Annotated in this window: 25 protein-coding genes; 13 read left to right on the top strand and 12 right to left on the bottom strand. The window is 43.7% G+C overall.

Annotation, left to right across the window (positions count from 1 at the left end; all coding sequences use genetic code 11):
* Positions 1-143 precede the first annotated feature (143 nt).
* Positions 144-1,448: an MATE family efflux transporter gene (locus R7093_RS02645; protein ID WP_047101728.1), complete on the bottom strand. Its 1,305-nt coding sequence runs from the start codon at positions 1,446-1,448 to the stop codon at positions 144-146.
* A gap of 343 nt (positions 1,449-1,791) precedes the next feature.
* Positions 1,792-2,133, bottom strand: a complete 342-nt coding sequence (ppiC, locus tag R7093_RS02650) for a peptidylprolyl isomerase PpiC (protein WP_080276970.1) — start codon at positions 2,131-2,133, stop codon at positions 1,792-1,794.
* A gap of 214 nt (positions 2,134-2,347) precedes the next feature.
* Between ppiC and R7093_RS02655 the strand changes: the two genes are divergently transcribed.
* Positions 2,348-3,262, top strand: coding sequence for a chemotaxis protein (locus R7093_RS02655; RefSeq protein ID WP_005385059.1), 915 nt, complete (start codon positions 2,348-2,350; stop codon positions 3,260-3,262).
* Positions 3,263-3,342: 80 nt separating this feature from the next.
* Here the strand turns inward: R7093_RS02655 and R7093_RS02660 are convergent, their stop codons facing one another.
* From R7093_RS02660 to hutW, 4 genes are all read right to left on the bottom strand, one after another.
* Positions 3,343-3,879 carry an ATP:cob(I)alamin adenosyltransferase gene (locus R7093_RS02660; RefSeq protein WP_005375333.1) on the bottom strand — a complete coding sequence of 179 codons (537 nt, stop codon included), beginning with the start codon at positions 3,877-3,879 and terminating at the stop codon, positions 3,343-3,345.
* Between the two features lie 97 nt (positions 3,880-3,976).
* Entirely contained in the window at positions 3,977-4,507 is a 531-nt protein-coding gene (hutZ, locus tag R7093_RS02665; protein WP_005375331.1) for a heme utilization protein HutZ, read from the bottom strand.
* Positions 4,508-4,563: 56 nt separating this feature from the next.
* Positions 4,564-5,067 (bottom strand): heme utilization cystosolic carrier protein HutX, encoded by a 504-nt coding sequence (gene hutX / locus R7093_RS02670; RefSeq protein WP_318146494.1) that lies wholly within the window; start codon positions 5,065-5,067, stop codon positions 4,564-4,566.
* Positions 5,068-5,098: 31 nt separating this feature from the next.
* Entirely contained in the window at positions 5,099-6,469 is a 1,371-nt protein-coding gene (gene hutW / locus R7093_RS02675) for a heme anaerobic degradation radical SAM methyltransferase ChuW/HutW (RefSeq protein ID WP_047101735.1), read from the bottom strand.
* 160 nt (positions 6,470-6,629) lie between these two features.
* Here hutW and R7093_RS02680 point away from each other — a divergent pair, with 160 nt between their 5' ends.
* The 6 genes from R7093_RS02680 to R7093_RS02705 are packed head-to-tail and all read left to right on the top strand — an operon-like array spanning position 6,630 to position 11,211.
* Positions 6,630-7,376: an energy transducer TonB gene (locus R7093_RS02680; RefSeq protein ID WP_080960079.1), complete on the top strand. Its 747-nt coding sequence runs from the start codon at positions 6,630-6,632 to the stop codon at positions 7,374-7,376.
* Positions 7,376-8,074 carry a MotA/TolQ/ExbB proton channel family protein gene (locus R7093_RS02685; protein ID WP_005385044.1) on the top strand — a complete coding sequence of 233 codons (699 nt, stop codon included), beginning with the start codon at positions 7,376-7,378 and terminating at the stop codon, positions 8,072-8,074. Before R7093_RS02680 ends, R7093_RS02685 begins: the two co-directional genes overlap by 1 nt.
* On the top strand, positions 8,071-8,484 hold the full coding sequence (locus tag R7093_RS02690; RefSeq protein ID WP_047101737.1) for an ExbD/TolR family protein: 414 nt from the start codon (positions 8,071-8,073) through the stop codon (positions 8,482-8,484). The genes R7093_RS02685 and R7093_RS02690 overlap by 4 nt, the downstream gene beginning before the upstream one ends.
* A 28-nt stretch (positions 8,485-8,512) precedes the next feature.
* Positions 8,513-9,382, top strand: coding sequence for a hemin ABC transporter substrate-binding protein (locus R7093_RS02695; RefSeq protein ID WP_047101739.1), 870 nt, complete (start codon positions 8,513-8,515; stop codon positions 9,380-9,382).
* Positions 9,383-9,391: 9 nt separating this feature from the next.
* Complete coding sequence (locus tag R7093_RS02700; RefSeq protein ID WP_047101741.1) at positions 9,392-10,429, top strand: FecCD family ABC transporter permease; 1,038 nt, start codon at positions 9,392-9,394, stop codon at positions 10,427-10,429.
* Positions 10,429-11,211 carry a heme ABC transporter ATP-binding protein gene (locus R7093_RS02705; RefSeq protein WP_005385036.1) on the top strand — a complete coding sequence of 261 codons (783 nt, stop codon included), beginning with the start codon at positions 10,429-10,431 and terminating at the stop codon, positions 11,209-11,211. The genes R7093_RS02700 and R7093_RS02705 overlap by 1 nt, the downstream gene beginning before the upstream one ends.
* A gap of 112 nt (positions 11,212-11,323) precedes the next feature.
* On the opposite strand, the gene R7093_RS02710 is transcribed toward R7093_RS02705, so the two are convergent.
* The gene (locus R7093_RS02710; RefSeq protein ID WP_005385033.1) at positions 11,324-11,785 is read right to left on the bottom strand and encodes a TetR/AcrR family transcriptional regulator; all 462 of its coding nucleotides are present in this window, start codon (positions 11,783-11,785) and stop codon (positions 11,324-11,326) included.
* Positions 11,786-12,392: 607 nt separating this feature from the next.
* Between R7093_RS02710 and R7093_RS02715 the strand changes: the two genes are divergently transcribed.
* Positions 12,393-12,692, top strand: coding sequence for a YfcZ/YiiS family protein (locus R7093_RS02715; protein ID WP_042521564.1), 300 nt, complete (start codon positions 12,393-12,395; stop codon positions 12,690-12,692).
* Positions 12,693-12,780: 88 nt separating this feature from the next.
* Here the strand turns inward: R7093_RS02715 and R7093_RS02720 are convergent, their stop codons facing one another.
* On the bottom strand, positions 12,781-13,053 hold the full coding sequence (locus tag R7093_RS02720) for a YnjH family protein (RefSeq protein ID WP_047101743.1): 273 nt from the start codon (positions 13,051-13,053) through the stop codon (positions 12,781-12,783).
* Positions 13,054-13,372: 319 nt separating this feature from the next.
* Between R7093_RS02720 and R7093_RS02725 the strand changes: the two genes are divergently transcribed.
* Positions 13,373-13,972 (top strand): hypothetical protein, encoded by a 600-nt coding sequence (locus R7093_RS02725; protein WP_047101745.1) that lies wholly within the window; start codon positions 13,373-13,375, stop codon positions 13,970-13,972.
* Between the two features lie 73 nt (positions 13,973-14,045).
* Here the strand turns inward: R7093_RS02725 and R7093_RS02730 are convergent, their stop codons facing one another.
* The gene (locus R7093_RS02730; RefSeq protein WP_047101747.1) at positions 14,046-15,155 is read right to left on the bottom strand and encodes a 1-acyl-sn-glycerol-3-phosphate acyltransferase; all 1,110 of its coding nucleotides are present in this window, start codon (positions 15,153-15,155) and stop codon (positions 14,046-14,048) included.
* A gap of 191 nt (positions 15,156-15,346) precedes the next feature.
* Between R7093_RS02730 and R7093_RS02735 the strand changes: the two genes are divergently transcribed.
* The gene (locus R7093_RS02735) at positions 15,347-15,955 is read left to right on the top strand and encodes a hypothetical protein (protein ID WP_005375302.1); all 609 of its coding nucleotides are present in this window, start codon (positions 15,347-15,349) and stop codon (positions 15,953-15,955) included.
* A 127-nt stretch (positions 15,956-16,082) separates the two neighbouring features.
* On the opposite strand, the gene R7093_RS02740 is transcribed toward R7093_RS02735, so the two are convergent.
* Both R7093_RS02740 and R7093_RS02745 read right to left on the bottom strand, forming a co-directional pair.
* Entirely contained in the window at positions 16,083-16,565 is a 483-nt protein-coding gene (locus tag R7093_RS02740; protein WP_017635276.1) for a hypothetical protein, read from the bottom strand.
* A 14-nt stretch (positions 16,566-16,579) separates the two neighbouring features.
* A complete protein-coding gene (locus R7093_RS02745; RefSeq protein ID WP_005375300.1) occupies positions 16,580-17,113 on the bottom strand; it encodes a nicotinate-nicotinamide nucleotide adenylyltransferase in 534 nt (177 codons plus the stop codon).
* A gap of 178 nt (positions 17,114-17,291) precedes the next feature.
* On the opposite strand from R7093_RS02745, the gene nadE reads away from it, so the two are divergent.
* The gene (gene nadE, locus R7093_RS02750) at positions 17,292-18,122 is read left to right on the top strand and encodes an ammonia-dependent NAD(+) synthetase (protein ID WP_005375299.1); all 831 of its coding nucleotides are present in this window, start codon (positions 17,292-17,294) and stop codon (positions 18,120-18,122) included.
* Positions 18,123-18,222: 100 nt separating this feature from the next.
* Here nadE and R7093_RS02755 read toward each other — a convergent pair whose 3' ends face one another.
* A complete protein-coding gene (locus R7093_RS02755) occupies positions 18,223-20,040 on the bottom strand; it encodes a hybrid-cluster NAD(P)-dependent oxidoreductase (RefSeq protein ID WP_047101750.1) in 1,818 nt (605 codons plus the stop codon).
* Between the two features lie 267 nt (positions 20,041-20,307).
* Here R7093_RS02755 and R7093_RS02760 point away from each other — a divergent pair, with 267 nt between their 5' ends.
* Together R7093_RS02760 and pyrC are read left to right on the top strand one after the other, a co-directional pair.
* Positions 20,308-20,472 carry a YqaE/Pmp3 family membrane protein gene (locus R7093_RS02760; RefSeq protein WP_005375297.1) on the top strand — a complete coding sequence of 55 codons (165 nt, stop codon included), beginning with the start codon at positions 20,308-20,310 and terminating at the stop codon, positions 20,470-20,472.
* Positions 20,473-20,627: 155 nt separating this feature from the next.
* A complete protein-coding gene (pyrC, locus tag R7093_RS02765; protein ID WP_047101751.1) occupies positions 20,628-21,656 on the top strand; it encodes a dihydroorotase in 1,029 nt (342 codons plus the stop codon).
* Positions 21,657-21,712 lie beyond the last annotated feature (56 nt).

Consider the following 21,712-nt stretch of genomic DNA (forward strand, 5'->3'; position numbering starts at 1 on the left):
TCACAAATAATATCATGCGGGTTAAAGCAAGGAAACCAGTCGGAAAGGTTATTTCATCACCTTTTTCAGATTTATCAACAAGGGCAGATGGCTCCACCCTTGTTATAAGAACATCTAAATTAGGTCGTTTGTGACAGTGTGAATTAAAGACACTTTTGTTTAACTTGACCGAGGTATGGGAACAAGAAGACAAAACGCCCAACGTAGAACAAAGTGAATGCCAGCCACAAACCGTGGTTGCCCCAATATTGCACCGCAATAAATTGAGTCACAAAGAACAACACCATGGTTAGAAAGGTAGAGTTACGCACTGGTCGCGTCGTCCCTGTACCGGTAAAGATGCCGTAAAACGTAAGACCAAAACCAGCAACCAACGGGAATGCCAATAACCAAGGGCTCATGTCTAAATACAGTTCAACAAGGTTTGGCAAGGTGGTAAACAACATCACCACTTGGTGTTTGAACAGAACTAACAGCAAGGTCAAGACAACAACGAACGCCGCGGTCCATTGCGTGTTTAGCTTAATCACGTTATCAAGCAATGTCTTATTCTTCTGCCCTACTGCTTTACCTGCGAAGACGCTCGACGCATTCGCCACACCGTCGAACATGTAGCTGACGATAAAGGTCACTTGCATCAAGATTGCGTTCGCAGCAAGCACATCAGAACCAAGCTGAGAGCCTACACGCGCCATCATGTTGAAGAACACCAATAGACACACAGTACGAAGCAGCAGATCCATATTGGAAGACGCGATGACTTTGAGATCTTTACGCGTCATTTTTGCGGTCTGAATGTAATCAAACAGCGGGAAGCGACAGGTTTTCAACACCAGCACCGCACCAATAACAAACGTCGAAATTTGCGCGATAAGTGTCGCTACCGCAACGCCAGCAATGCCCATATCGAAGTACAACACAAAGACGATATCCAGCACGATGTTCAGCACGTTACCAAACACTTGCGTGAACAAGGTTTCTTTGGCTTTCGCCTGCCCCATCAACCAACCAATCACGGTGTAGTTCAGCAGTACAAATGGCGCACCAAAGATCATGATATCGAAGTAAATCTTAGCGTTTTCTGCCACAACTGCATCAGGGGAGATAATCAGCTCTGCCCCCATCCAAATCACGGACTGCAACGCAATGAAAATCAAGCCAAGGCAGAGCGAAAGCACGAAAGGACGGAATAAGCTGCTCGCTTGATCCTCTGGGCTATTTTTACCTAATGCTATTGCACTTTGCCCGGTAGTACTGACGCGGAAGAAGCCAAACAGCCAATACAAGGTATTCATGATGACGGTGCCTATCGCTACACCACCAATCATCTCAGCCACACCGAGTTTACCGATCACCGCGGTGTCCACCGCCCCCAATAATGGTTGGGTTACCGTAGAAACGATGAAAGGAAATGCGATTTTAAAATAGTCTTTATGAGTCAGGGACATCTTAAATTATGAACAGGATTAATTTTTATAAGGTCGCTATCATATGCGAATGGCGCCCGAACATGAACCAAAGTTCGCCAGCAAGGAATAGCATTGATAATTGATACAACCGGCAAACGTATCCTCATATCAAAGCTTGAAATAGAATAACGACTTATGAGAAAAGCCAAGTTAACTGCATATAAATGAGTTTCTAGTTTGGAAAGATTGGCGTTTGGTGGAGCATGGCAGATCAGAATGTATCTGCCATGTCATAACGGTAGTGATTGGTGAAAAGAGACCGTACAGATGATATTTAATGCTTGTGGGTTTCATCTGACAATGTTTAGGTCGATACCAAGCCTTATGTTCTGTAAAGCACCTTTACAACATGCCAACCGAACTTGGTTTTAACTAGATGCGGCGTTAACACTTCGCCAGAAAAGCACACTTTGTCGAATTGAGGTACCATTTGACCACGGCGGAATTCACCAAGGTCACCACCGCGTTTGCCTGACGGGCAAGTTGAATACTTCTTCGCTAATGTCTGAAACTTTGCGCCTTTTTTCAGTTGCTTGATTATGTCTTCCGCTTGCTCTTTGTGCTTCACAAGAATATGTAATGCGGCTGCTGTATTTGCCATTGATCTATCTCTCACTATTCTGGTCGCGCAAGTGTACCCAATCCTTTTTAACAGACCAAACATTTCTTAATAATAGCTCAGCGGTAAAGGCCCAAATACACGAGGAATATAAAATCGTCTACATAATGAGTTTAAAATACAAACAAGTTTTGCTCAGTTAATCACTATTCTCTAAAAGATTGTCTAAAAAGCTCACATTTGTCTCTCCAATGGTTGAAGCCTTCGTCTGATAAGATTAGATTAGACACAATTCGGTGGTATTTATAAGGTTATTTTCATGGCAAAAGTCGTTAGCAAAGCGAATCAGTCTCAGGGCATGTTGATGTTTAAGCTCACCCTGCAACAGAGTTTCGCTATCGGTACGCTAAAAGTCCGTGAAATCGTCCCATACATGCCAACGACGAAGATCCCTTACTCGCATCATCACGTCATTGGAACCGTTACGATACGTAACTTAACAGTACCAGTGATCGATATGTCAGCGGCTGTTGGCTTTCGTCCTATAAGTGAAGAAGAATATAAAAGCTGCTACTTGATTGTGACAGATTGCTTGCGAACCGTGGTTGCTTTTATGGTTCGTAGTATAGAAAAGATCATTGAGTGCGATTGGAAAGCTATTGAAACGCCACCTCCGAGCGCTGGAAAAAATATTTTCGTGACTGGAATTACTCGCTACGAGGACAAAACTGTTCAAATGCTGGATGTGGAGCTGCTACTTTCCAAAATTTATCCGCAGTACGAGAATTCAAAGATCCCAATGCTGACAGATATTGAGCGAGAACGCCTAAAAGCACTCAGTATTCTATTGGTGGATGACTCTTCCATCGCTCGTAAACAGCTGTGTGACGCACTCGATAGCATCAATATTGGGTATCAAATCTGTAAAAATGGTTTAGATGCATTGGAACTGATGAAAAGTGACGCTGCGGCTCATCGCCCAATTGATATTCTGGTCAGCGATATTGAAATGCCCGGATTAGACGGTTATGAATTAGCATTTGAAGTTCAGAATAATTCCTCTCTGAACCATTCATACCGCATTTTACATACATCGTTATCGAGCGAAATCTGTGTAGACAGAGCTCACCAAGTTGGCGCGCATGAGGCACTTGAGAAATTCAATGCAGGAGAACTAATCGAAGCGATGCTTCGCGGAGCAAAAGAGCTAGAAGCCAAAGCTATGACTTCTTAACTCTTATTGGACGAGTTGATTTGAGAATATAATGCAGTACTTGTCCTATCCCTGATGCTCACATCCGCTAATTTCTCAGCTCACTTCTTTGGCATCGCGTAACTACGAGAAACGAATTCCGTCTCTTTGACTTGGTGAGCATGATTAATATAAGAAGCTAGGCTGTAAAGTACATTCGCTAATAAGTTCGCGTAACGAAACAAAATAGGTGCGGGCTGCTTCTTACCTGTATGTTCAACGGCAACTAATGCTCGTACCGTTTTTTTAGCTTGGCAACGGCACAAATGCAATTGACTGGCTGCCGGGTGTCCTCCGGGTAGAACAAAGCCTTTGAAGCCACCATCAATGCGTTGCTTGAGCAAAGCATAATCGGCCTTTAACTCTTCAACTTCCGTCTCTGTAATCGCTAATTTTCCGCGAACCGAACCATTTAGATGATAAACATTAGGCTGCATTCTTGTCAGTATATCGCGACTAAACTCGTCCAATTCCATAGCGAGAACAAGGCCAATACGACTACAAAGTTCATCTGCTGTAATTTCAAAGTCACAAACCGGACTGTCCTCGTAAATAAACGGATAGCAAATCTCGCTCAATTCCTTGCTTACAGGTTTCATGCTTTTGTTCCAATATAAAAAAGGGAGTCAGTATAACCTAACTCCCTTTAAACGTTCATTATGCCAAATGATCGACATTCATATGATCGGTTTACAATCAGGCACTTTCGACTTTCTTGTGACCTTCTTGAAGGTGAACAAAATCGACTAAATCATCACCAGACACTTGATACGCCTGACCAAAACCTTTAACAAATAGCCCCGATTCTGGCTTTAAGTTGAACAAAACGAAATCCTCTAGCTGGCTTAGACCATCAATAATCTCACCAAAACGCTCTTTCATTTGTCCAACAACTTGTTGCCACATCTCTGTGTCTCGCTCAACTACATTTGCTACCGCATCAAAAGTTAAGCGCTTACGAGCAAACAGCTGCTTTGAAGACTCTTCATCTTCGATCATCATCAATGAAACGTTTGGGTTTTCTAAAAGGTTACGGGCATGACGAGCGATTTTAGAAATGAGAACGAAATAACCTTCCTGGTTTTGGACATAAGGCGCGTAGCTTACATTCGGGCGACCTTCTGCATCGACAGTTGCAAGCTGAAGTGTACGACGCTCCTGACGGAACTCTTTGATCTCTGGCCCTAAACGACCTTGCAAACGCTCTTGTTTAACTTGTTGATCCATATTGATACCTGACTTTACTAATTAGTATTCGAGTTAAGCCTCGATTATGTTTGTGATTACTTTTTTAATTCGGCTTGTAGGGCGCGAAATGCGGTGACTTGCTCTTCAATCAACTCGCGCTTTTCGTTACGGCCTAAATAAACCTTGAAAATATTGCTTCCGCACTCTGAGAAAAAACCAAAATAGTGACTCTCTCTACCCATAAACGGTTTACTGACTAATGCGACATTTTTAACGTTATCTAATTTAAGGTGGCCGTGCAGTTCACCTTCTCTACCCATTAAATTGTAATAGCCACGCGCCACTTTTCCTTTTGGAAACGGCGCTTTAACTTCAAAGATAGAACCAAAAGAGTGGACGATGGTCGTCACCGGGCCAAAACCAACCAAACTTTCTAAGATGCTTTGCGCTTGCTCTCCTGGTGCAATAGCCACCATTTCCTGAGGTAGAGCCGCAACAACCTCAAACTCGGAAATGCCAAGACGCTCTGCCATCGCAGCTGGCAATAATTGTGGTTCTTGCTCTAGTAATACTTCAACTTGTTGATTGATTGATTCCATTGTGTCTCCGTTTTTGTTCAATTTGTTTTCATTAATTATTGGATGCTTTCGGTACGGTTTCGTTCATCTCTGATGTGAGTACCTGAATACAACTTTGAGCCAATGACACTGCCCAGAAGCTGCCTGCAAGAGTAAGGACTGCGCTACGTTCATGTAGTTGTACTAAGCCTTTCGCTTGCCACACTTTAAATAGAGGCAATAAAAACCCGAACGCGTCCTCTCCCATAAATGATGGAAGTTGATTTGCTTGAACAATGCCACGGTCAAACGCAGATTTGAGTGCAGAAAAAAGTGGTTCTAGAGGGCTTTGCTTCATCATCATCGCGATGGTGCTTTGACCTTCTTTGACCGCTTTAATATAGGTCTCTAGTGTGCGGTGTTGCATCATCCCGTAGCCACCGATATTACCTCCAGCACCACAGCCAATTGGCAATACCTCTGCATAAGTCTTGGCTAAACTATTGTATAAACTACGCTCGCGGTTATCGATTGCCCAATGGTTCACGCTCAGTTGCTTCATATGGTGTTTGGCCATAAAGTTCACACCGAGCTCGTACATTCCCGCTTTTTCTGGTGTGGTCGCAGGTGGCGGGATTTTTCCCTTTTCCACGAGGTTGAGCATGGGAGCTGACCCACCAACCACTAACTGATACAAGTCCAGTCCGTGTGCGCCAGTCGAGAGGAAATCATTTAAATCTTGCTCTAACACTTCTTTGGTTTGATAAGGTAAGCCATAGAGTAAATCGATAATGACCGGAATTTTGTCTTCTTTGGCGATCTCGCTCACTCGTTTGAGGACATCTTCCCTATCATCTAAACGTTTTGCGCTGCGGCGCACTTGTGTATTAAAACTTTGCACACCAAAAGAGAAACGATTAAAACCACCCTCTAAAGCGCCTTGATACAACTCATCAGAAAAGCGATTGATGCGGCCTTCTAAGGTGATTTCGCAGTCTGCAGCCAAAGGAAAGTGGTCTCGGATAGCCTGGCCTAACACACGAACCTGTACTAGAGATAAATCCGTTGGCGTTCCGCCCCCGATATATACGGCGTGAAAAATACCATTTTGTGTCCAAGGTAATGCCGCTTTATCTCTAAGCTCCTGCATTAATGCTTCAAAGTACTCATCAACCAGTGTGCGACTTGCAGCATTTTGAAAGAAGTTACAAAAAGTGCAACGAACGCGACAAAACGGAACATGAATATAAAGACAGCGTTTATTGGCCGCTTTAATTGAGTTAGCCGTAATACTCGAAAAAATCGCCTGTTGTTGAGACGAGGGCACAGGTACGCTCGCTCCCCCGGCATGTGCAGAATGCTTCTTAACAAAAGCAAATCGCAATGGATCAGGACTATCACTGCCCAACACTGATTCATCAAGCTTATCGATATCGACGCTCATATATACTCGCTTAACTCCCATCATGTAAGGGATGGAAGCTGATCTTGAAAATTCTGCAAGAATCATAATTTGAGCGTAATGATAATGCAATTGATAATTGATCTTATTTCCATTGTAAGTAATAATCTGCCCAAGTTTTCATAGTTTCCCGAGATATTCCGTGAACGTACAAAGATATGTCATTGCAGGAGGTGCTTCCCTTGCCATCCATGCCGCACTTCTTTTTGTTTCTCAAGAGACAAAGGTGTTCGCGATGCCGGCTGGAAACCCAGCAAGTTCGGTAAGTCTAAATCTTGTGTCTGCTCCTCCCGCTGTCGAAAAATCTACACCAGAAAATGTAGCACCACCAAAAGAGAAGCAGCCTCAAGACCAACCTGAACCAGAAAAGAAGATTGTAAAAAAACAGGTCGTCAAGAAAGACGCTGTTAAGAAGAAGGTAGTAGAGAAAAAACCTGAACCGGTTAAACAATCTAAACCTAAAGCGGTCGAGCCCACCAAAACCGTAACAAAGCAAAAGGTTCAGCCCGAAGCGAAACCAAAGAAAAAAACGGAACCAGTGAAGAAAGAGACGGTAGCTCAACAATCCGCACCTGCGAGCCAATCCAAAGGGGCAACGTCTCAGCCTGTGTTGGTCGACAAACCAACGTTTGTGAGTCAACCAACACAACCCCGTTACCCAAGGTCTGCACAAAGACGCGGTATTGAAGGTGTAGCCTTGTATGAGATATGGCTAGATGAGAATGGTAACCAGATTAAACAGGTTTTGATTGAGTCTTCCGGCACAGAGTCGCTAGATGCCTCAGCACTTCGTGCGATCAAACAGTGGCAATTTACACCACATATTTCAGGTGGGCTAAAAGTCGCTCACCGAGTACAAGTACCTGTTCGTTTTAAGTTGGATGGATAATGGAACAACTACAAGAATTACAAACTCAATTTGGGCTGATGACATGGCCTTTGATCATTTGCTCAGCTCTAACCGTGATGATCATCGCCGAGCGATTATTCCATGTGTTAATTAGCCTTGGTGTAGGAAAGCGAGCCATTCGCCAAAAGCTCACAGGATTAGACCCAACAAATGGGAGCGAGCTTGAAGCACTTGCTGAAGAGTTGTCGAATAAGCGGCCGCTTCTGTACCGTGGTGTTGCGATGTTGCTTGCTCATCATTCTTTCTCGAAATCTTTAAGAGAAGATGCCGCAGGTATTTGGCTGCAAGAAAAACGCCATCAGCTGCATTCCGGCCTTCGTTTGCTGACGCTGATTGGCGTCATCAGCCCTTTAATTGGCTTGCTTGGTACGGTACTTGGCTTAATTGACATGTTCAAAGGCATCGCGGTTTCAACGGGGAATATCACTCCGAATGATTTGGCTGACGGCCTAGGTCTTGCTATGCGCACCACTGCCGCGGGTCTCATTATCGCACTTCCTGCCATTTCAGGAGCGCAGATCATTGGTTTGTGGGCGGATCGTGTAATCGCCAAGCTTGAGCACACTTTAAACTACGTCAACTTATGGCTTGAAGGTATCTCGTTACAGCATGTCTCGCCAGACCACTCAAAAGTAACACTGCGCTCTTCTGAGAAGATTGAGGCTGCAACTCAATGATTAAAACACCACAAGAAAATAGTCGTAACGGTTTAGCCCCCGATTTAACACCGCTGTTAGACATTATTTTTATCGTCATGGTTTTCCTGATGTTAACCGCAGCGGTCAAACTCGATTCATTAGACGTCAATTTACCGAGCACAGAATCTCAGGCTGTTGCAGATGTCGATAAGCAATCCATCACGGTAAATATTCTTAAAGACGAGCCTTACTGGGCTATTAACGGCAAGACATATATCGATTGGGACAACTTTACCCTCGCGCTGTTAGAAGAGAGTAAGTCAAGCGATAAACCGATTGTAATTGGAGCAGAAAAAACCGCGAATATTCAGTCGCTAGTACAACTTCTCGGCTTTTTACAAGAAAACGGAATTCAAGCAACTCAGTTACTCACTGAAGAGCCATCATAAAAATAAGTAAGATAGAGATCCTTTCAAAATGAAGAACACACGCATCACTATTCATGCTGTTGTCACGGCAGCTATTTCCCTACTCGCGAGTAGTCAACTTTTTGCCAATGAAACGCCATCCTCAGAGCGCGTTGTTAGCGCAGGCAGCGCCGTCACTGAACTCTTGCTTGAACTCGACGCTAAAGATAGCTTGGTTGCTATCGACGTCACCAGTCAATTACCAAAAGGGATGGAACTGCCTAAAGTGGGCTACCATCGTCGTCTTTCAGCGGAGGGGTTGCTCGCCTTACGTCCGACAAAAGTCATTGGTTCTGATGAGATGGGGCCGAAAACAACATTGAGCCAATTGAAATCGGCTGGCGTAGAGGTAGAAATTGTTAATACTGATGCAAATGTCGAGGGCCTTTATCAACGTATTGATCAAATTGCGAACCTTATGGATCGCAAGGCTCAAGCTGAAAGCTTAAAGCAAGATGTCCAGGCGCAAGTACAAGCACTCAATGCAAACCAGCCTAATCAAGCAAAGAAAAAGAAAGTGCTCTTTCTGCTGATCCATGAAGGGCGACCTGCAAATGTTGCGGGCTCACAAACGACACCCGATGCAATTATTCAACTCGCCGGCGGACAAAACCCAGCCGCTACACAACTCTCGTCTTACAAGCCTCTATCCACAGAAGCGATGGTAGAGATGCAGCCTGACGTGATTCTTGTTAGTGGTCGCAGCTATGAAACGTTGGGTGGTGCCGATGCAATTTTAAAAGCAATGCCGCTTCTTGCTGCAACACCCGCTGGAAAGAACAAAGACATCATAACGATTGATGGCCATGCTCTGGTAGGTGGTTTGGGCCTTAAAAGCCTTGCAGAAGCTAAACGCTTGAATGCACTGCTTTACCCATAGAGACATGACATGTTGTTAAGACGCATCCCCCTTTCAACGACGTTATCAGTGCTTAGTGGATTTTTAGCATTTATTGCTATCGCCTCTATTACCGTTGGCCCAATGAACATTAGCTTTGCTGACAGTTTGCGTAGCCTAACGGGAGGCAGTTCTGATCTCGCTCCTCACATTCAGTTGGTCATTAACGAAATCCGATTGCCTCGCACCATTTTGTGTATGTTCATCGGCGCCATTTTAGCAATTTGTGGTGTGGTTATGCAGGGCTTGTTCCGTAACCCATTAGCCGAGCCTGGTATCATTGGTGTGTCTGCTGGCGCTGCTCTTGGTGGTGCATTCGCTATTGTTGTATTTGCTGAATTTAGCCAAAACTATCCGCAACTAATGAACTTAGCGGCTCTGCCTCTTTTTGCTTTCATTGGCGGTGCACTAACGACTATTCTCGTTTATAAACTCGGCACAAGTAAGTTTGGTACCTCAGTTACAATTATGTTGTTAGCCGGCGTTGCCATCAGCGCGCTCTCGGGTGCTGCGATTGGCTACATGAACTTTATCGCAGATGATCAGATGCTGCGAGACTTGACGCTTTGGTCGATGGGCTCATTAGCTGGTGCAAATTGGTCAGGGATTGCTCTATCTGCTGTAACACTCATCATCCTATTGCTCTGGTTTCAGAAGAAGTCGATGGCGCTGAATGCTCTGTTGTTAGGGGAATCAGAAGCAAGACACTTAGGAGTTCCGGTTCAAAAACTCAAACGTCAGCTTATTTTACTTTCTGCACTGGGTGTTGGTATTACGGTGAGCATCAGTGGTGCAATTGGCTTTATTGGGCTCGTGATTCCTCACTTAGGGCGCATGCTCGCTGGGCCTGACCATCGAACGCTATTACCAATATCTGCCTTAATGGGAGCACTGCTTCTTACTGCCGCAGATATGTTTGCTCGTGTTGCCGTGGCACCAGCTGAATTACCAGTTGGAATCGTGACCGCATTGATTGGCGCGCCCTTTTTCATCTACTTATTGTTCCAGCAAAAAGGGAAGATTTTGTAATGAACCAGATCGTTTTATCGGGGAAAAACATTTCGATGACGTATGGCAACCGTGTGGTGCTCGATGACATCAACATTGATATCCGAGCTGGTGAAGTGACCGCCCTACTCGGCCCCAATGGCGCAGGTAAAAGTACTTTGCTCAAGCTTCTATGCGGTGAGATCTCTTCGAATCATCACATCACCTACTTCGGTAAACAAAAGCATGATTGGGAGCCTGAAAAAAGCGCCAAACATATTGCAATGCTCCCGCAGCACAGCACCTTAACCTTCCCATTTCTAGCCAGAGAAGTCGTAGAGCTGGGGGCAATACCGCTATCACTGTCCAATAAAGAAACCACTAAACTGGCTTTACATTACATGGAACAAACCGACGTATTGCATTTAGCAGAAAGCCTGTACCCGTCTTTATCTGGTGGAGAAAAGCAACGACTGCATCTAGCACGAGTGATGACACAACTACATCAATCTGGCGAAAAACGAATCTTAATGCTTGATGAACCTACCTCAGCGTTGGATCTCGCCCATCAACACAACACGTTAAAAATTGCTCGTGAAACGGCAAAAGCACAGAACGCTGCGGTGGTTGTGGTGTTACATGACTTGAATCTAGCCTCTCAGTACGCAGACCGCCTTGTACTCTTGCATAACGGGAAACTAGTTTGTGATGACACGCCATGGAATGCACTAACGTCAGAGCGCATTGAGCAAGTTTATGGCTATCGCTCTATTGTGACAAAACATCCGACGCTAGACTTCCCTCAAGTGCATGCCGCAGCATAAAGCGTATCTCCTCTAAGCCGTCTCGAAAACACTTTGATACGACAAAGGCCCGCAATATGAGAGTTGCGGGCCTTTGCTTTGATAGTGGCAGAATTTGTTGCTTTAAAGGCTATTACTTGCTCATTTGGATCAATGAACGACCAATCAACCACTCAAGCTCTTTGTCACCACCCGCACCAAACTGGCTTTCAACCATTTTGTATAAGCGGTCAATACCATTAGCAGCAAATTCTTGCGCATTTTCAGCGGTGACAATGTGATGGAATAGCAGTCGTAAAATCGCGAGGAACTCAGCATCTTCCAGCGCTTTAATCCAACTTTGTGAAAATGCATTTAATCCTTTATCAAACTCTAAGTGTTCAATAAACATTTTAAAGATACGGCCATCCAGTGCGGCGGTGAAGTCCGTTTTCTTAGGGAAGTGATGGCTAATACCGGTACGCGATATACCTGTCTGCTGGCTTAGCGTCGTGTACGACATTTTGTCGTAACCTAATCTGAGTAGCTGATCAATAACGGCATCCATGATCTTTTGGATAGTGATTTCGGTATCTTCTTTACTACGCTTTGGCATATTTTAAGCTCTTCTCTTTGTAAATCCATCTAACTCACTATTAAATGAGGCCAGAATGAAATCATTCTTAGCATTATACCCGGCTCGCCGATGCGGTTCGATTAGCGAAAACCTAGAAATCAGGTTGCTAAGCGCTGCACTTGAAAGCGCTTTGGGTATATGTATTGCGACTATTTAATATCATGTCGAGTTCCAAACCATAACGTCTTTACACTGCGTAATGTGTAATTTTCAGTTATGTTTTTGTCAATACATGCTACTCAAAATAAGGCGAAAAGTTAGTCTCATCAAAACCTTGCGCCAATTATTCATCGAAACTATTCAAAGACCAAGAATGATAATTATTAAAAATAATCAATCAAGAAATAGTCTTATAAATTAACCATTAGTTCAACTGGACTGAGCAAAATCTCGTCACTATGTTCGTTAATTGATTTTAAATGTTGATATATATCACATTAACGTTCTTGATGATTTAGTAATCCAATCTTTAACCCTTACTTAACAAGTGCCTATTCTGTTCCTTTTTTAAACAAAAGTCGTCATTTTTGTAGATACAGATCAAATACCTGATAGAATACCCTTAGTATTTACAAGAGGATTCGTTATGAGTGTCGAATTAGAAAAAAACCAAGTATGTGAGGCCTGCGGCTGTGCTGGCGAGATTGGCTTTATCATCAAAGAAGGTGACGAAGTTGCCGACGTAACGGTTTTCGCACAGACAAAAACAGAGCTAGAGTCTGAACTACAAAAATACATCGAGCTCGCTAAATCAGTATGTGTTGATGTTGAATACAATGTTTCAGAAATAACCGAAGAATCGAACCAAGCGACGGCTCGATTCAAATTTGAAGTAAGTGCTGAAAAACTTATCTTTGAATTAAAAACTCGCTCACTCGCGCGTTAATGAAAAAAGCGAGCATGATGCTCGCTTTTTATTTTTCCAATCTCTTAATCTTAAACCGCTCTAAATGAAACAGACAACTTCGGCGCGTTTATTTATCTTTTTTGAACACGACCCACTTTAACGAGCCATTGGTTTCAAAATCGTTCTCAGCGGTACACATCAGTAATACGCCTTCAACATTAATCACGGCCCCTGTGCTGTAGGCTTTATCATCGTAGTAACAGATATGCTGACCTACCTTACCGTCAGCAACTATTAGCGCTTTGTTTTCTGGTGTACTGTATGATTTAGCAAAAACGGAACCCGACAGCAGTACTGCAAAAACACCAGCGGTAAAAATAGATACACTTTTTAACTTCATGAAAATCTCCCTCAAACCTCAATAATACTAACAAGGACCCTTGTGAAGTTCTTGGAAGAATCTCATATTATTCAAATATCTACTGATATTTTTCTCACCTCTACGCTTGAATCTGCTTCACATTCAATCATTTAATTTATCTCATTTTAGTAAGCTTGAAGTTACTTAGCGCAGTAAAGAAGCGCACACTTTTAGCGTGCATCTCTAATTTGAATATTTAAGTTATGAATCAAAAACTGTGAGCAAAAAATGCATAATAGGTTTATTTAAGTATAAGATAAGCACCTGTTGATCTCGGTATTTAACTAACTCTTTGACTATGCGTTTTGTTTCCCTATGCCTTACTTCAATCCTGCTCTGCTCGTCTCCTTTGGCATATGAGCTAGATTACTATTCTAAGTTTGGTCACATCGATAATTACGGCAATCTTGATCTTAGAAACAAGCCTTACACCCAACTACCCTCTGGCCTAGTGGTAAAGGGCAACTTAAACATCTCACAAACCCCTATCAAAGCCTTGCCTAAAGGGCTTGATGTTGAAGGCAGTCTGGAAGCAACTAACAGCGCACTCAAATTTATTCGCTCAGGAACAAAGATAAAAGGCTATGCAAACCTACTAGGTAGTAAGATCGAAAACTGGCCTAAAGGTATCAAACTAGGCGGTTACCTAAATCTGACGGATACACCGTTAAAATCGCTTCCAGCTAAACTTCGAGTAAAAGGTGATCTAAGTGTTATTCGCACTCCCATTTCTGATCTTCCTGAAGGATTGGTGGTTGATGGTAATCTCTATATTGGAGGATCAGCGCTGAAAGTATTTCCAGACACAATGACGGTGAAAGGGAATATCTATTTAGGTGGTAACAGGATCACAAAATGGCCCAGCAATTTAACCCTTGGTGGTGCCGTCGCACCTTAAAGAGCAGATAAACAAAAGCCCCGGCAGACCGAGGCTTTAAGGCATTCTGAATCAACGAGTTCAGTGACGAAGATTACTCTTGGTTATTCACAGGATTAGCATAGCTCGCCACCAAATAAGGTCTTGCGCCTTCAGGTAGCTGATCCAACTTATCCGCGAGATGACGCTTAACCGCTTCCGTAATGATGCTCGAATCTTCATGCCCAGCAGCTAACAAGTTGATTGGGTACAACTTGTAGTTGTTGTGAATTTGGCGGTCGATTTCACCAGCAAGAGATTCCGGCGTTTCAAACTCTTGCTCAATCACATCACCAAACGCAACATGTACACGGCCTTTATAGCCAACGATACCTTGAATGATGCTTTCGATATCTTCAAATTCGCCTTTTTCATAGCGGCCATTTTCTGTTTTTTCGTACAGCTCTTTTGCTTTGGCAATGTCACATGGATCATTTTCATAGGCAATCGAGACAGGAACGATTTTCAGAGAACGCGTGTACTCACCAAAGCTGATCTTTTGTTTACGACCTTCAACATGGAACATTTTTAAAATCGCAGGATCAGTAAAGTCGTTTCCATCTTTAGCACGACCTTCCTTTTGGGCAATCCAAATTGAATTGCCAGTATCAAGCGAATGTTTGATATAGCTTGACAGTTGTCCCAATGCTTTCATCATTTCTCTAGGCGCTTTAGCAGAGCGCTTAACGATGAAGCTCTTATTGAGTCGCATCAATTCTGTCGCACATGGCTTCTTCAGCAGGTTATCGCCAATCGCTATACGAACTGTACGGTGCCCACTTTGGTACAAGCCATAATTTACGAGCGCAGGGTCCATCGCAATATCACGGTGGTTAGAAACGAATAGGTATGACGTGTTTTTATCCAGCTTATCCAAACCAGAAAAAGTGACGCCATCCGTTGTCTTATTCAATGTATCTTTCAGATACTTCTTCACTTCAATCTGAATTGCTTCGACAGAATCAAGCTTGCTCCACTTGGCTTTCAGGTAGATGCGCAGGATCGGGCTCATTAGCGTTTTGAACCACGCTGCTTTATTAGCAAAGCGATGTTCTAGGATAGCAGTGATAAATTCATCATCTTGGATTAGACGATCCAGCGCTGCTGGAATTTCTTCGTCGTTGTAAGGACGAATTTCAATATAAGGATCGGTATTGGCTGTCATTGTTCATTACATATCAAAAAAAGCTGGCACATTTTACGCATAGTTTTGCTGACAAGCAGCATTTCAACCCATACTTTTAACATGGTCATACCAGTTAAGCCACCATTTATCATGCTAAAAAATTCTCTCAGCCGGTTGGAATCGTATGGGTTTAACGTTACCCTTAGCGCCAAAAAACACTGGTACTCATAATGAACTACGCAATTGAATTTCACGACGCTAAATACCCCTTTCTTGATGTAGCTGCGCGTAAAAAAGCACTGAAGCACAGTCTACTATCTGTCATCGAAGGGTTAGCCGTCATTAAATTGGGTAAGCAGGAGTATGCCATTGAACCAGGCCAATATTTTTGGATTCCTCAAGGATGTTTGAGCTCCCTCACCTTTTTACCTAATTCTCGTGTATATCGTTGTGATTTTTCTGTGCGTTTAAATGACGACTTCTCACAACAGGCGGGCTTTGTGAAGCCTTCACCGCTACTAAAAGCGCTCGTCGAGAAGCTAGCAACAACTGCCGAACGCTCGGATCTGCAAACCGATCTACTGACAGTAGTAAGACATGAAGTATTGACGCTGTCCCCTAAACTAGCGCACTCAACGTTAACGAGAACCATCAATCAATGGACTCCTGGCTGTGACATGAATATTTCTAAAGAGCTTTGCTTGGTACTAACACTACGTGAAGCAAGAAAAATGAAACTGTCGGGGAAGAAGGAAGAGCAAATTGTTGACTCTCTTTTTGCTGGTAACACCGAAGAATATGAACAGCTTTGCTTTTTAGTCTTTGGAGAAGCGCTATAATTTGCTCTTCAACAAGCTACGTGTTCAGCATTACGTAGAGTTACGGATACAGAAAGTAGAGATTCAAGTAAAAACAAAAAGGGCGTACATTGATAATGTACGCCCTTTTTTCATTTGCTTGAGGTGTCTAGAAAGGTACCTCTATTTGCATCATCCAGTCAGCGTCATAATATTCGTGCCAACGATAATCAAACCGCATTCTTGGCTGTCCGTCGGATTTATCACCAAAACCAACGCTGAACATCAACCCGTGGCTACGAAGCCACTCTTCTGTATCCATTTTACTCTCTTCGTCTCGAAGCTCTTCCGGCATCCAAAAACCAAGACCAAAGTAATTCTTTTCTAAGTTTTGAGTTAGAAGTGGGGTGTCTTCCGGCTTAATCGCCCACTCCTCCCAATAGTTTTCTGTTGGTCCTTCAAGCTTCGCTTCCGCTGCATACCAAATCAATGCTTCAGTACTTAACACGCCGATGGAATCTAAAATTTCTTCACAGATTGGAAGCGTGTTATCTTCAAACACCACGGAACGATCAGAAAAATAGTTACACGCGGAATGAGCTTGTGTCACCACAAGCAGCGCACATGCACTAAATAAAACTACTCTGACCATGAAAATCTGACCTCTCAGTTCCCAGACAATGTTTCTCTGTATAAGCCTTTACTAAGTAATAAATCACGTACGGAAGGTGTTGTATAGGCGCCGATCTCTTCACCCTCGGCCAATGCTTTGCGAATATCTGTGCTTCTGACTTTTACTTTTTCAGGACATGCCATAACAGTCCAACGTTCCGTAATCTCTTCAGCTCTACTAAATTTAGCAAATTTGAAGAAATTATCAGGACCAATGACAAAAGTTATATCGGCAGTTGGGTAAATTTCTTGAATTTTTTCTAACAACGCATAGGTCGTCACACTTTGTCCAGGTTGGTATAAAGCTTGCTCTGCATCAGAACGCTGAACATTAGAAAGCCCCATATCCTTGATGAACGCGTCAACCATTTTGCACCGAGTTGGGTAATCAAGCATGTTCTTGCCCCAAGCGTGTGCAATGCTTGGCTCAAGTAGCACAAGATCAAAGTGGCTCAAAGACTCAATAACACTTTTATGCCCTAAACTAGGTGGGTTAAATGCACTACCAAAAATGGCGATTTTTTTCATATCCGGTGATTACCTGGTTGAAGAGAGTTTTCTAATCTGATGATTTCGGTATGATACTACTAATCTTTACAGCTTTTGACCCTAAAGTCGCGTTTAATGAGCCTCAACTGTATGGTTTATCACCATTTGAGCAAATGCGCTTTAGAGTCTGAAATATTTGCAGGAAAAGGAACCCTAAATGGAACAATCCATCCGTGACGAAATGCGCGTACTCCCTTCAATTGATCCGCATTTTGAAATTGAACGCCGTGTCGCTTTTATTAAGCGTAAATTGCAAGAAGCGGGCTGTAAGTCTCTTGTTCTTGGCATCAGCGGTGGCGTTGACTCAACAACATGTGGTCGTTTAGCTCAGTTGGCTGTAGACCAGCTGAACGAAGAAGCGGGCAACAATAGCTACCAATTTATCGCAGTTCGCCTGCCTTATGGGGAGCAAAAAGATGAAGATGAGGCTCAGCTCGCTCTGTCTTTTATCCAGCCAACCCATTCTGTATCGGTGAACATCAAAGCAGGTGTTGACGGGCTTCATTCGGCTTCTCACGTTGCATTAGAAGGCACAGATCTTCTACCAACTGATGCAGCAAAAGTCGACTTCGTAAAAGGCAATGTAAAAGCGCGTGCTCGCATGGTTGCTCAATACGAGATCGCGGGCTACGTAGGCGGCCTTGTTCTTGGTACTGATCACTCAGCAGAAAACATCACTGGTTTCTACACTAAATTTGGTGATGGCGCTTGTGACATGGCACCATTGTTCGGATTAAGTAAGCGCCAAGTTCGTGAAGTAGCTGCTACATTGGGTGCACCTGAGCAACTAGTAAAGAAAGTGCCAACAGCAGACTTAGAAGAGCTTGCTCCACAAAAAGCAGATGAAGATGCCCTAAGCCTAACTTACGAGCAAATCGACGACTTCTTAGAGGGCAAACCTGTTCCACAGCAAGTGAGTGACCGTCTGGTAGCGATTTACAAAGCAACGCAGCACAAACGCCAGCCAATCCCGACGATTTACGACTAAGCGATATTTTCAGCTCTCTTTAAAACTCAAAACGCTGCTAAAAATAGCAGCGTTTTTTTGTCTAGGAACAGTTTTTGTCGAAGGACAAAGGTGCTCTCGCCTAGTTGGTTACTGTTATGTCCGTCTCTGGCACAGCACAACACGCCAATACGGTTCCCATTGCACGTTCCTCATCAGTCAACGCGGGCACGTCCGGATGATGAACTTGCCCCGACGTAAGCTGAACTTTACACGCGCCGCATAAGCCAGCACGACAGCTATTGCTGATGACCTTCCCAGCATCTTCGAGCTGATCTAACAACGTTTTTTGGTTGTTGCCTACGACTTTAGTTCCATTAAAGTCAATAGCGAGACTTTTCTCTGGCTTTGACGTAAGAGAAGAAACTCCAAACGCTTCTTGATGGTAGTTTTCCTCTGGCAGCCCTTTTCTTAGCAGGAGATTTTTCGCTTTCTCCATAAAACCATCAGGACCACACACAAACACCTGCCGCTGTTCAACATCTTTGATTTGCTTAATGTGTGACAAACTTAAACGCCCTTTCAAACCAAACCAATCAACAGCAGGTTGCGTTAAACAGACTTTTACTTCTAGCCCTGGGTGCTCACGCTTTAACTGCTCCAACTCTGAGCGACAAGGAATATCATTCTCGGTGCGACATTGATGGTAGAAAACCACATTATCCAACTGATTGTGATCCGCTAAGTAACGCACCATTGATAACATTGGTGTTACTCCGCTACCCGCAGAGAGTAACAGCAGAGGCTGCGCTTCATGCGTTTTAAGGTGGAACTGACCGTCAGGTTGTTCTGCCTCTAAAACATCACCGACTTGTAAGTTGTCCAAGAGTGAGTTAGAGACTCTTCCACCCGCGATACGCTTTACAGAAATAGCATAACGACCCGGGCGAGAAGGACTGGATGATAAGGTATAGCGTCGACCCACTTTCTTACCATCAATATTCACCTCTATTGGCAGGTGTTGTCCTGGCAAGTAATTAGGCAACGAACCTTTGTTTGGCTCTAACCATAAGGTCACAAAGTCTTGGGCAATTTCTTCACGCTCAACACATGTAAGCTTCATGCGCACTGGCGAGTTATCTACGTAAAACTCCGGCTCTTTGTACTCCAATACTTCAACTTTATCGCCTTGACGAATAATGCCTTCATTTCGCGCGACAAGATTCTGGCCAAAGAACACACCACCGACATCGTTTGCACGGAACTGTTGCAAGGTTTTGAGCGGCTCTTTGCTCTCACGGAATGTGCCTCTTTGGGTATTCACCGTAGTCAGGATACAGCGCTCGCAAGGTTTGAGAGACTCAAACTCTACCTCACCGATTCGTATGCGCTTCCATGAATCTTCTTCAAATGGCTTAGTATCAGAGACAACTAAGTTAGTACGAAACTGATCCATTGAGTGTAGCTCTGAACTTCTTCGGTTCAGCTCATCAAGTGAAGCTTGGCTGATCACTAAAACCGGATAACCATCAGCAAAACTGACGTTTTGACCTAGCTTTTCACGGACACGATTCGATTGCTCACCACTAAACAACAACTCAACGCGTTGCCCCAACACACGACTAAACCAGTCATCTGCATCATCTGTCGTGGTATAGGCAGTAAACGTATCTTTCCAAACCGTTGCAGGTGTCTCCTGCATTTTGAAATCTTGGTAACGGATTTTAAGTGGCTCCATACCCAAACTACTAAACACCACTCCATCGGACAATAAGGCAGACTTAATGGTTACCATTTGCGGATACTTTCGCGCAGTGATCATCGAGCCATCAGCTTTCGCAATCATAAAGCGACGATCGAAGCTCAATCCTTGCTTCTCAACCCATACGGACGACAGCGATAATCCGCCAACTGACTTAACCGGAAAAACATTAATTTGGGATAAAACGGGTTGCGACATGGCCTTCTTCCTACGGGTGTTTTTTATTTGTTGCGGTATTGTATACTCAAATCACATTAAGTTGCAGAGTCTACTGCCTCTTCATCCATCGCAACTTTCTCGAAACCATATTCTTATAAATTTGGTTTTAGTGACAAGTATTTACTACACTCAATATTCGCGTTTTTTAACACCGTTCTGACCAAATACCGTTTGATAAAGTGTGATACGACACACATAATTCACCCAAGTTATCACTACTCCCATTTATCGATTTGGAGCTTAATTATGGATACAAGAAAACTGGTTCTGATTTTGTTATGTATCTTTCTTCCGCCTGTCGCGGTGTTTATGGAGAAAGGTCTAAATAAAGACTTTTTGATTAATCTAATATTGACGTGTTTCTTCTTTCTACCAGGTACGATCCACGCGCTTTGGTTAACAATGAAGTAACCACTTACACTCTCACTCTTTATAAAATTGAAAAATGGGATGAAATATGAGGGCAATTCCTCTATCATCCTGTCGCCTAAGCGCAAGCGTTTGCTCAAAAGCAAATACGGCGCTTAGGCTCCAATCAGACAACTTTTCAATGGTGGGAGCAATTAATGACAACACTGACTATCACTCGTCCTGACGACTGGCACGTTCACTTACGCGATGGGGAAGTTCTTAAAGACACCGTTCGCGACATCAGCCGCTACAATGGCCGTGCGCTGATTATGCCAAATACCGTCCCACCTGTTACTACAACTGAGCTCGCCCTAGCCTACCGTGACCGAATTATTAAAGAGCAACATGGCGAACAGTTTGAGCCTTTAATGGCGCTTTACCTTACAGATAACACGACACCAGACGAAATACGTAAGGCTAAAGCCACCGGAAACATTGTTGCTGCCAAGCTTTATCCTGCAGGCGCTACCACAAACTCAGATTCCGGTGTGACCAATGCGAAGAACATTTATCACGTTTTAGAAGCGATGGAAGAAGTCGGAATGTTACTTCTGGTTCATGGCGAAGTAACACATCACGATGTTGATATCTTCGACCGAGAGAAAGAATTCCTTGATACTGTCCTCGCTCCTATCGTCAATGACTTCCCTAATCTTAAAATCGTACTAGAACATATCACCACCGCCGACGCAGCAAACTTCGTTAGCAACGCCTCAGACAACGTAGCGGCTACCATCACTGCCCACCACCTTCTTTTCAACCGTAACCACATGCTTGTGGGTGGTATTAAACCTCATTTCTACTGTTTGCCAATTCTTAAGCGCGGAACCCACCAGCAAGCGCTGATCGAAGCAGCAACTAGTGGTAGCAAGAAGTTTTTCCTAGGTACAGACTCAGCGCCACATGCGAAAGGGGCAAAAGAATCGGCTTGCGGTTGTGCTGGTTCTTACACTGCACACGCAGCGCTAGAGCTTTATGCAGAAGTCTTCGAAAAAGAAGGCAAGTTGGAAAACTTAGAAACTTTCGCAAGCTTCAACGGTCCTGATTTTTACGGCATTGCACGTAACACAGATACGGTAACGTTAGAAAAATCCGCTTGGGATGTGCCAGAAACGATGCCATTTGGCAATGATATCGTTGTGCCTATTCGAGCAAATGAACAGATCGAGTGGAAAGTGAAGTAAGTACTTTACTGACATTTCACCCATAAAACAGGGTCATGCTTTTTGTAAAAAGAAGT

The organism is Vibrio sp. 1580, from assembly GCF_033340055.1.

Excerpts from the sequence above, each read along its gene's own strand:
- R7093_RS02760 (WP_005375297.1), top strand. The coding sequence starts at position 20,308 with ATGGATACAAGAAAACTGGTTCTGATTTTGTTATGTATCTTTCTTCCG.
- R7093_RS02690 (WP_047101737.1), top strand. The coding sequence starts at position 8,071 with ATGATTAAAACACCACAAGAAAATAGTCGTAACGGTTTAGCCCCCGAT.
- R7093_RS02705 (WP_005385036.1), top strand. The coding sequence starts at position 10,429 with ATGAACCAGATCGTTTTATCGGGGAAAAACATTTCGATGACGTATGGC.
- R7093_RS02725 (WP_047101745.1), top strand. The coding sequence starts at position 13,373 with ATGCGTTTTGTTTCCCTATGCCTTACTTCAATCCTGCTCTGCTCGTCT.
- nadE (WP_005375299.1), top strand. The coding sequence starts at position 17,292 with ATGGAACAATCCATCCGTGACGAAATGCGCGTACTCCCTTCAATTGAT.
- R7093_RS02755 (WP_047101750.1), bottom strand. The coding sequence starts at position 20,040 with ATGTCGCAACCCGTTTTATCCCAAATTAATGTTTTTCCGGTTAAGTCA.
- R7093_RS02715 (WP_042521564.1), top strand. The coding sequence starts at position 12,393 with ATGAGTGTCGAATTAGAAAAAAACCAAGTATGTGAGGCCTGCGGCTGT.
- R7093_RS02720 (WP_047101743.1), bottom strand. The coding sequence starts at position 13,053 with ATGAAGTTAAAAAGTGTATCTATTTTTACCGCTGGTGTTTTTGCAGTA.
- hutW (WP_047101735.1), bottom strand. The coding sequence starts at position 6,469 with ATGAGCGTCGATATCGATAAGCTTGATGAATCAGTGTTGGGCAGTGAT.
- R7093_RS02745 (WP_005375300.1), bottom strand. The coding sequence starts at position 17,113 with ATGAAAAAAATCGCCATTTTTGGTAGTGCATTTAACCCACCTAGTTTA.
- R7093_RS02740 (WP_017635276.1), bottom strand. The coding sequence starts at position 16,565 with ATGGTCAGAGTAGTTTTATTTAGTGCATGTGCGCTGCTTGTGGTGACA.
- R7093_RS02660 (WP_005375333.1), bottom strand. The coding sequence starts at position 3,879 with ATGAAACCTGTAAGCAAGGAATTGAGCGAGATTTGCTATCCGTTTATT.
- pyrC (WP_047101751.1), top strand. The coding sequence starts at position 20,628 with ATGACAACACTGACTATCACTCGTCCTGACGACTGGCACGTTCACTTA.
- R7093_RS02710 (WP_005385033.1), bottom strand. The coding sequence starts at position 11,785 with ATGCCAAAGCGTAGTAAAGAAGATACCGAAATCACTATCCAAAAGATC.
- hutZ (WP_005375331.1), bottom strand. The coding sequence starts at position 4,507 with ATGGATCAACAAGTTAAACAAGAGCGTTTGCAAGGTCGTTTAGGGCCA.
- ppiC (WP_080276970.1), bottom strand. The coding sequence starts at position 2,133 with ATGTTTGGTCTGTTAAAAAGGATTGGGTACACTTGCGCGACCAGAATA.
- R7093_RS02685 (WP_005385044.1), top strand. The coding sequence starts at position 7,376 with ATGGAACAACTACAAGAATTACAAACTCAATTTGGGCTGATGACATGG.
- R7093_RS02645 (WP_047101728.1), bottom strand. The coding sequence starts at position 1,448 with ATGTCCCTGACTCATAAAGACTATTTTAAAATCGCATTTCCTTTCATC.
- R7093_RS02700 (WP_047101741.1), top strand. The coding sequence starts at position 9,392 with ATGTTGTTAAGACGCATCCCCCTTTCAACGACGTTATCAGTGCTTAGT.
- R7093_RS02695 (WP_047101739.1), top strand. The coding sequence starts at position 8,513 with ATGAAGAACACACGCATCACTATTCATGCTGTTGTCACGGCAGCTATT.
- hutX (WP_318146494.1), bottom strand. The coding sequence starts at position 5,067 with ATGGAATCAATCAATCAACAAGTTGAAGTATTACTAGAGCAAGAACCA.
- R7093_RS02655 (WP_005385059.1), top strand. The coding sequence starts at position 2,348 with ATGGCAAAAGTCGTTAGCAAAGCGAATCAGTCTCAGGGCATGTTGATG.
- R7093_RS02735 (WP_005375302.1), top strand. The coding sequence starts at position 15,347 with ATGAACTACGCAATTGAATTTCACGACGCTAAATACCCCTTTCTTGAT.
- R7093_RS02730 (WP_047101747.1), bottom strand. The coding sequence starts at position 15,155 with ATGACAGCCAATACCGATCCTTATATTGAAATTCGTCCTTACAACGAC.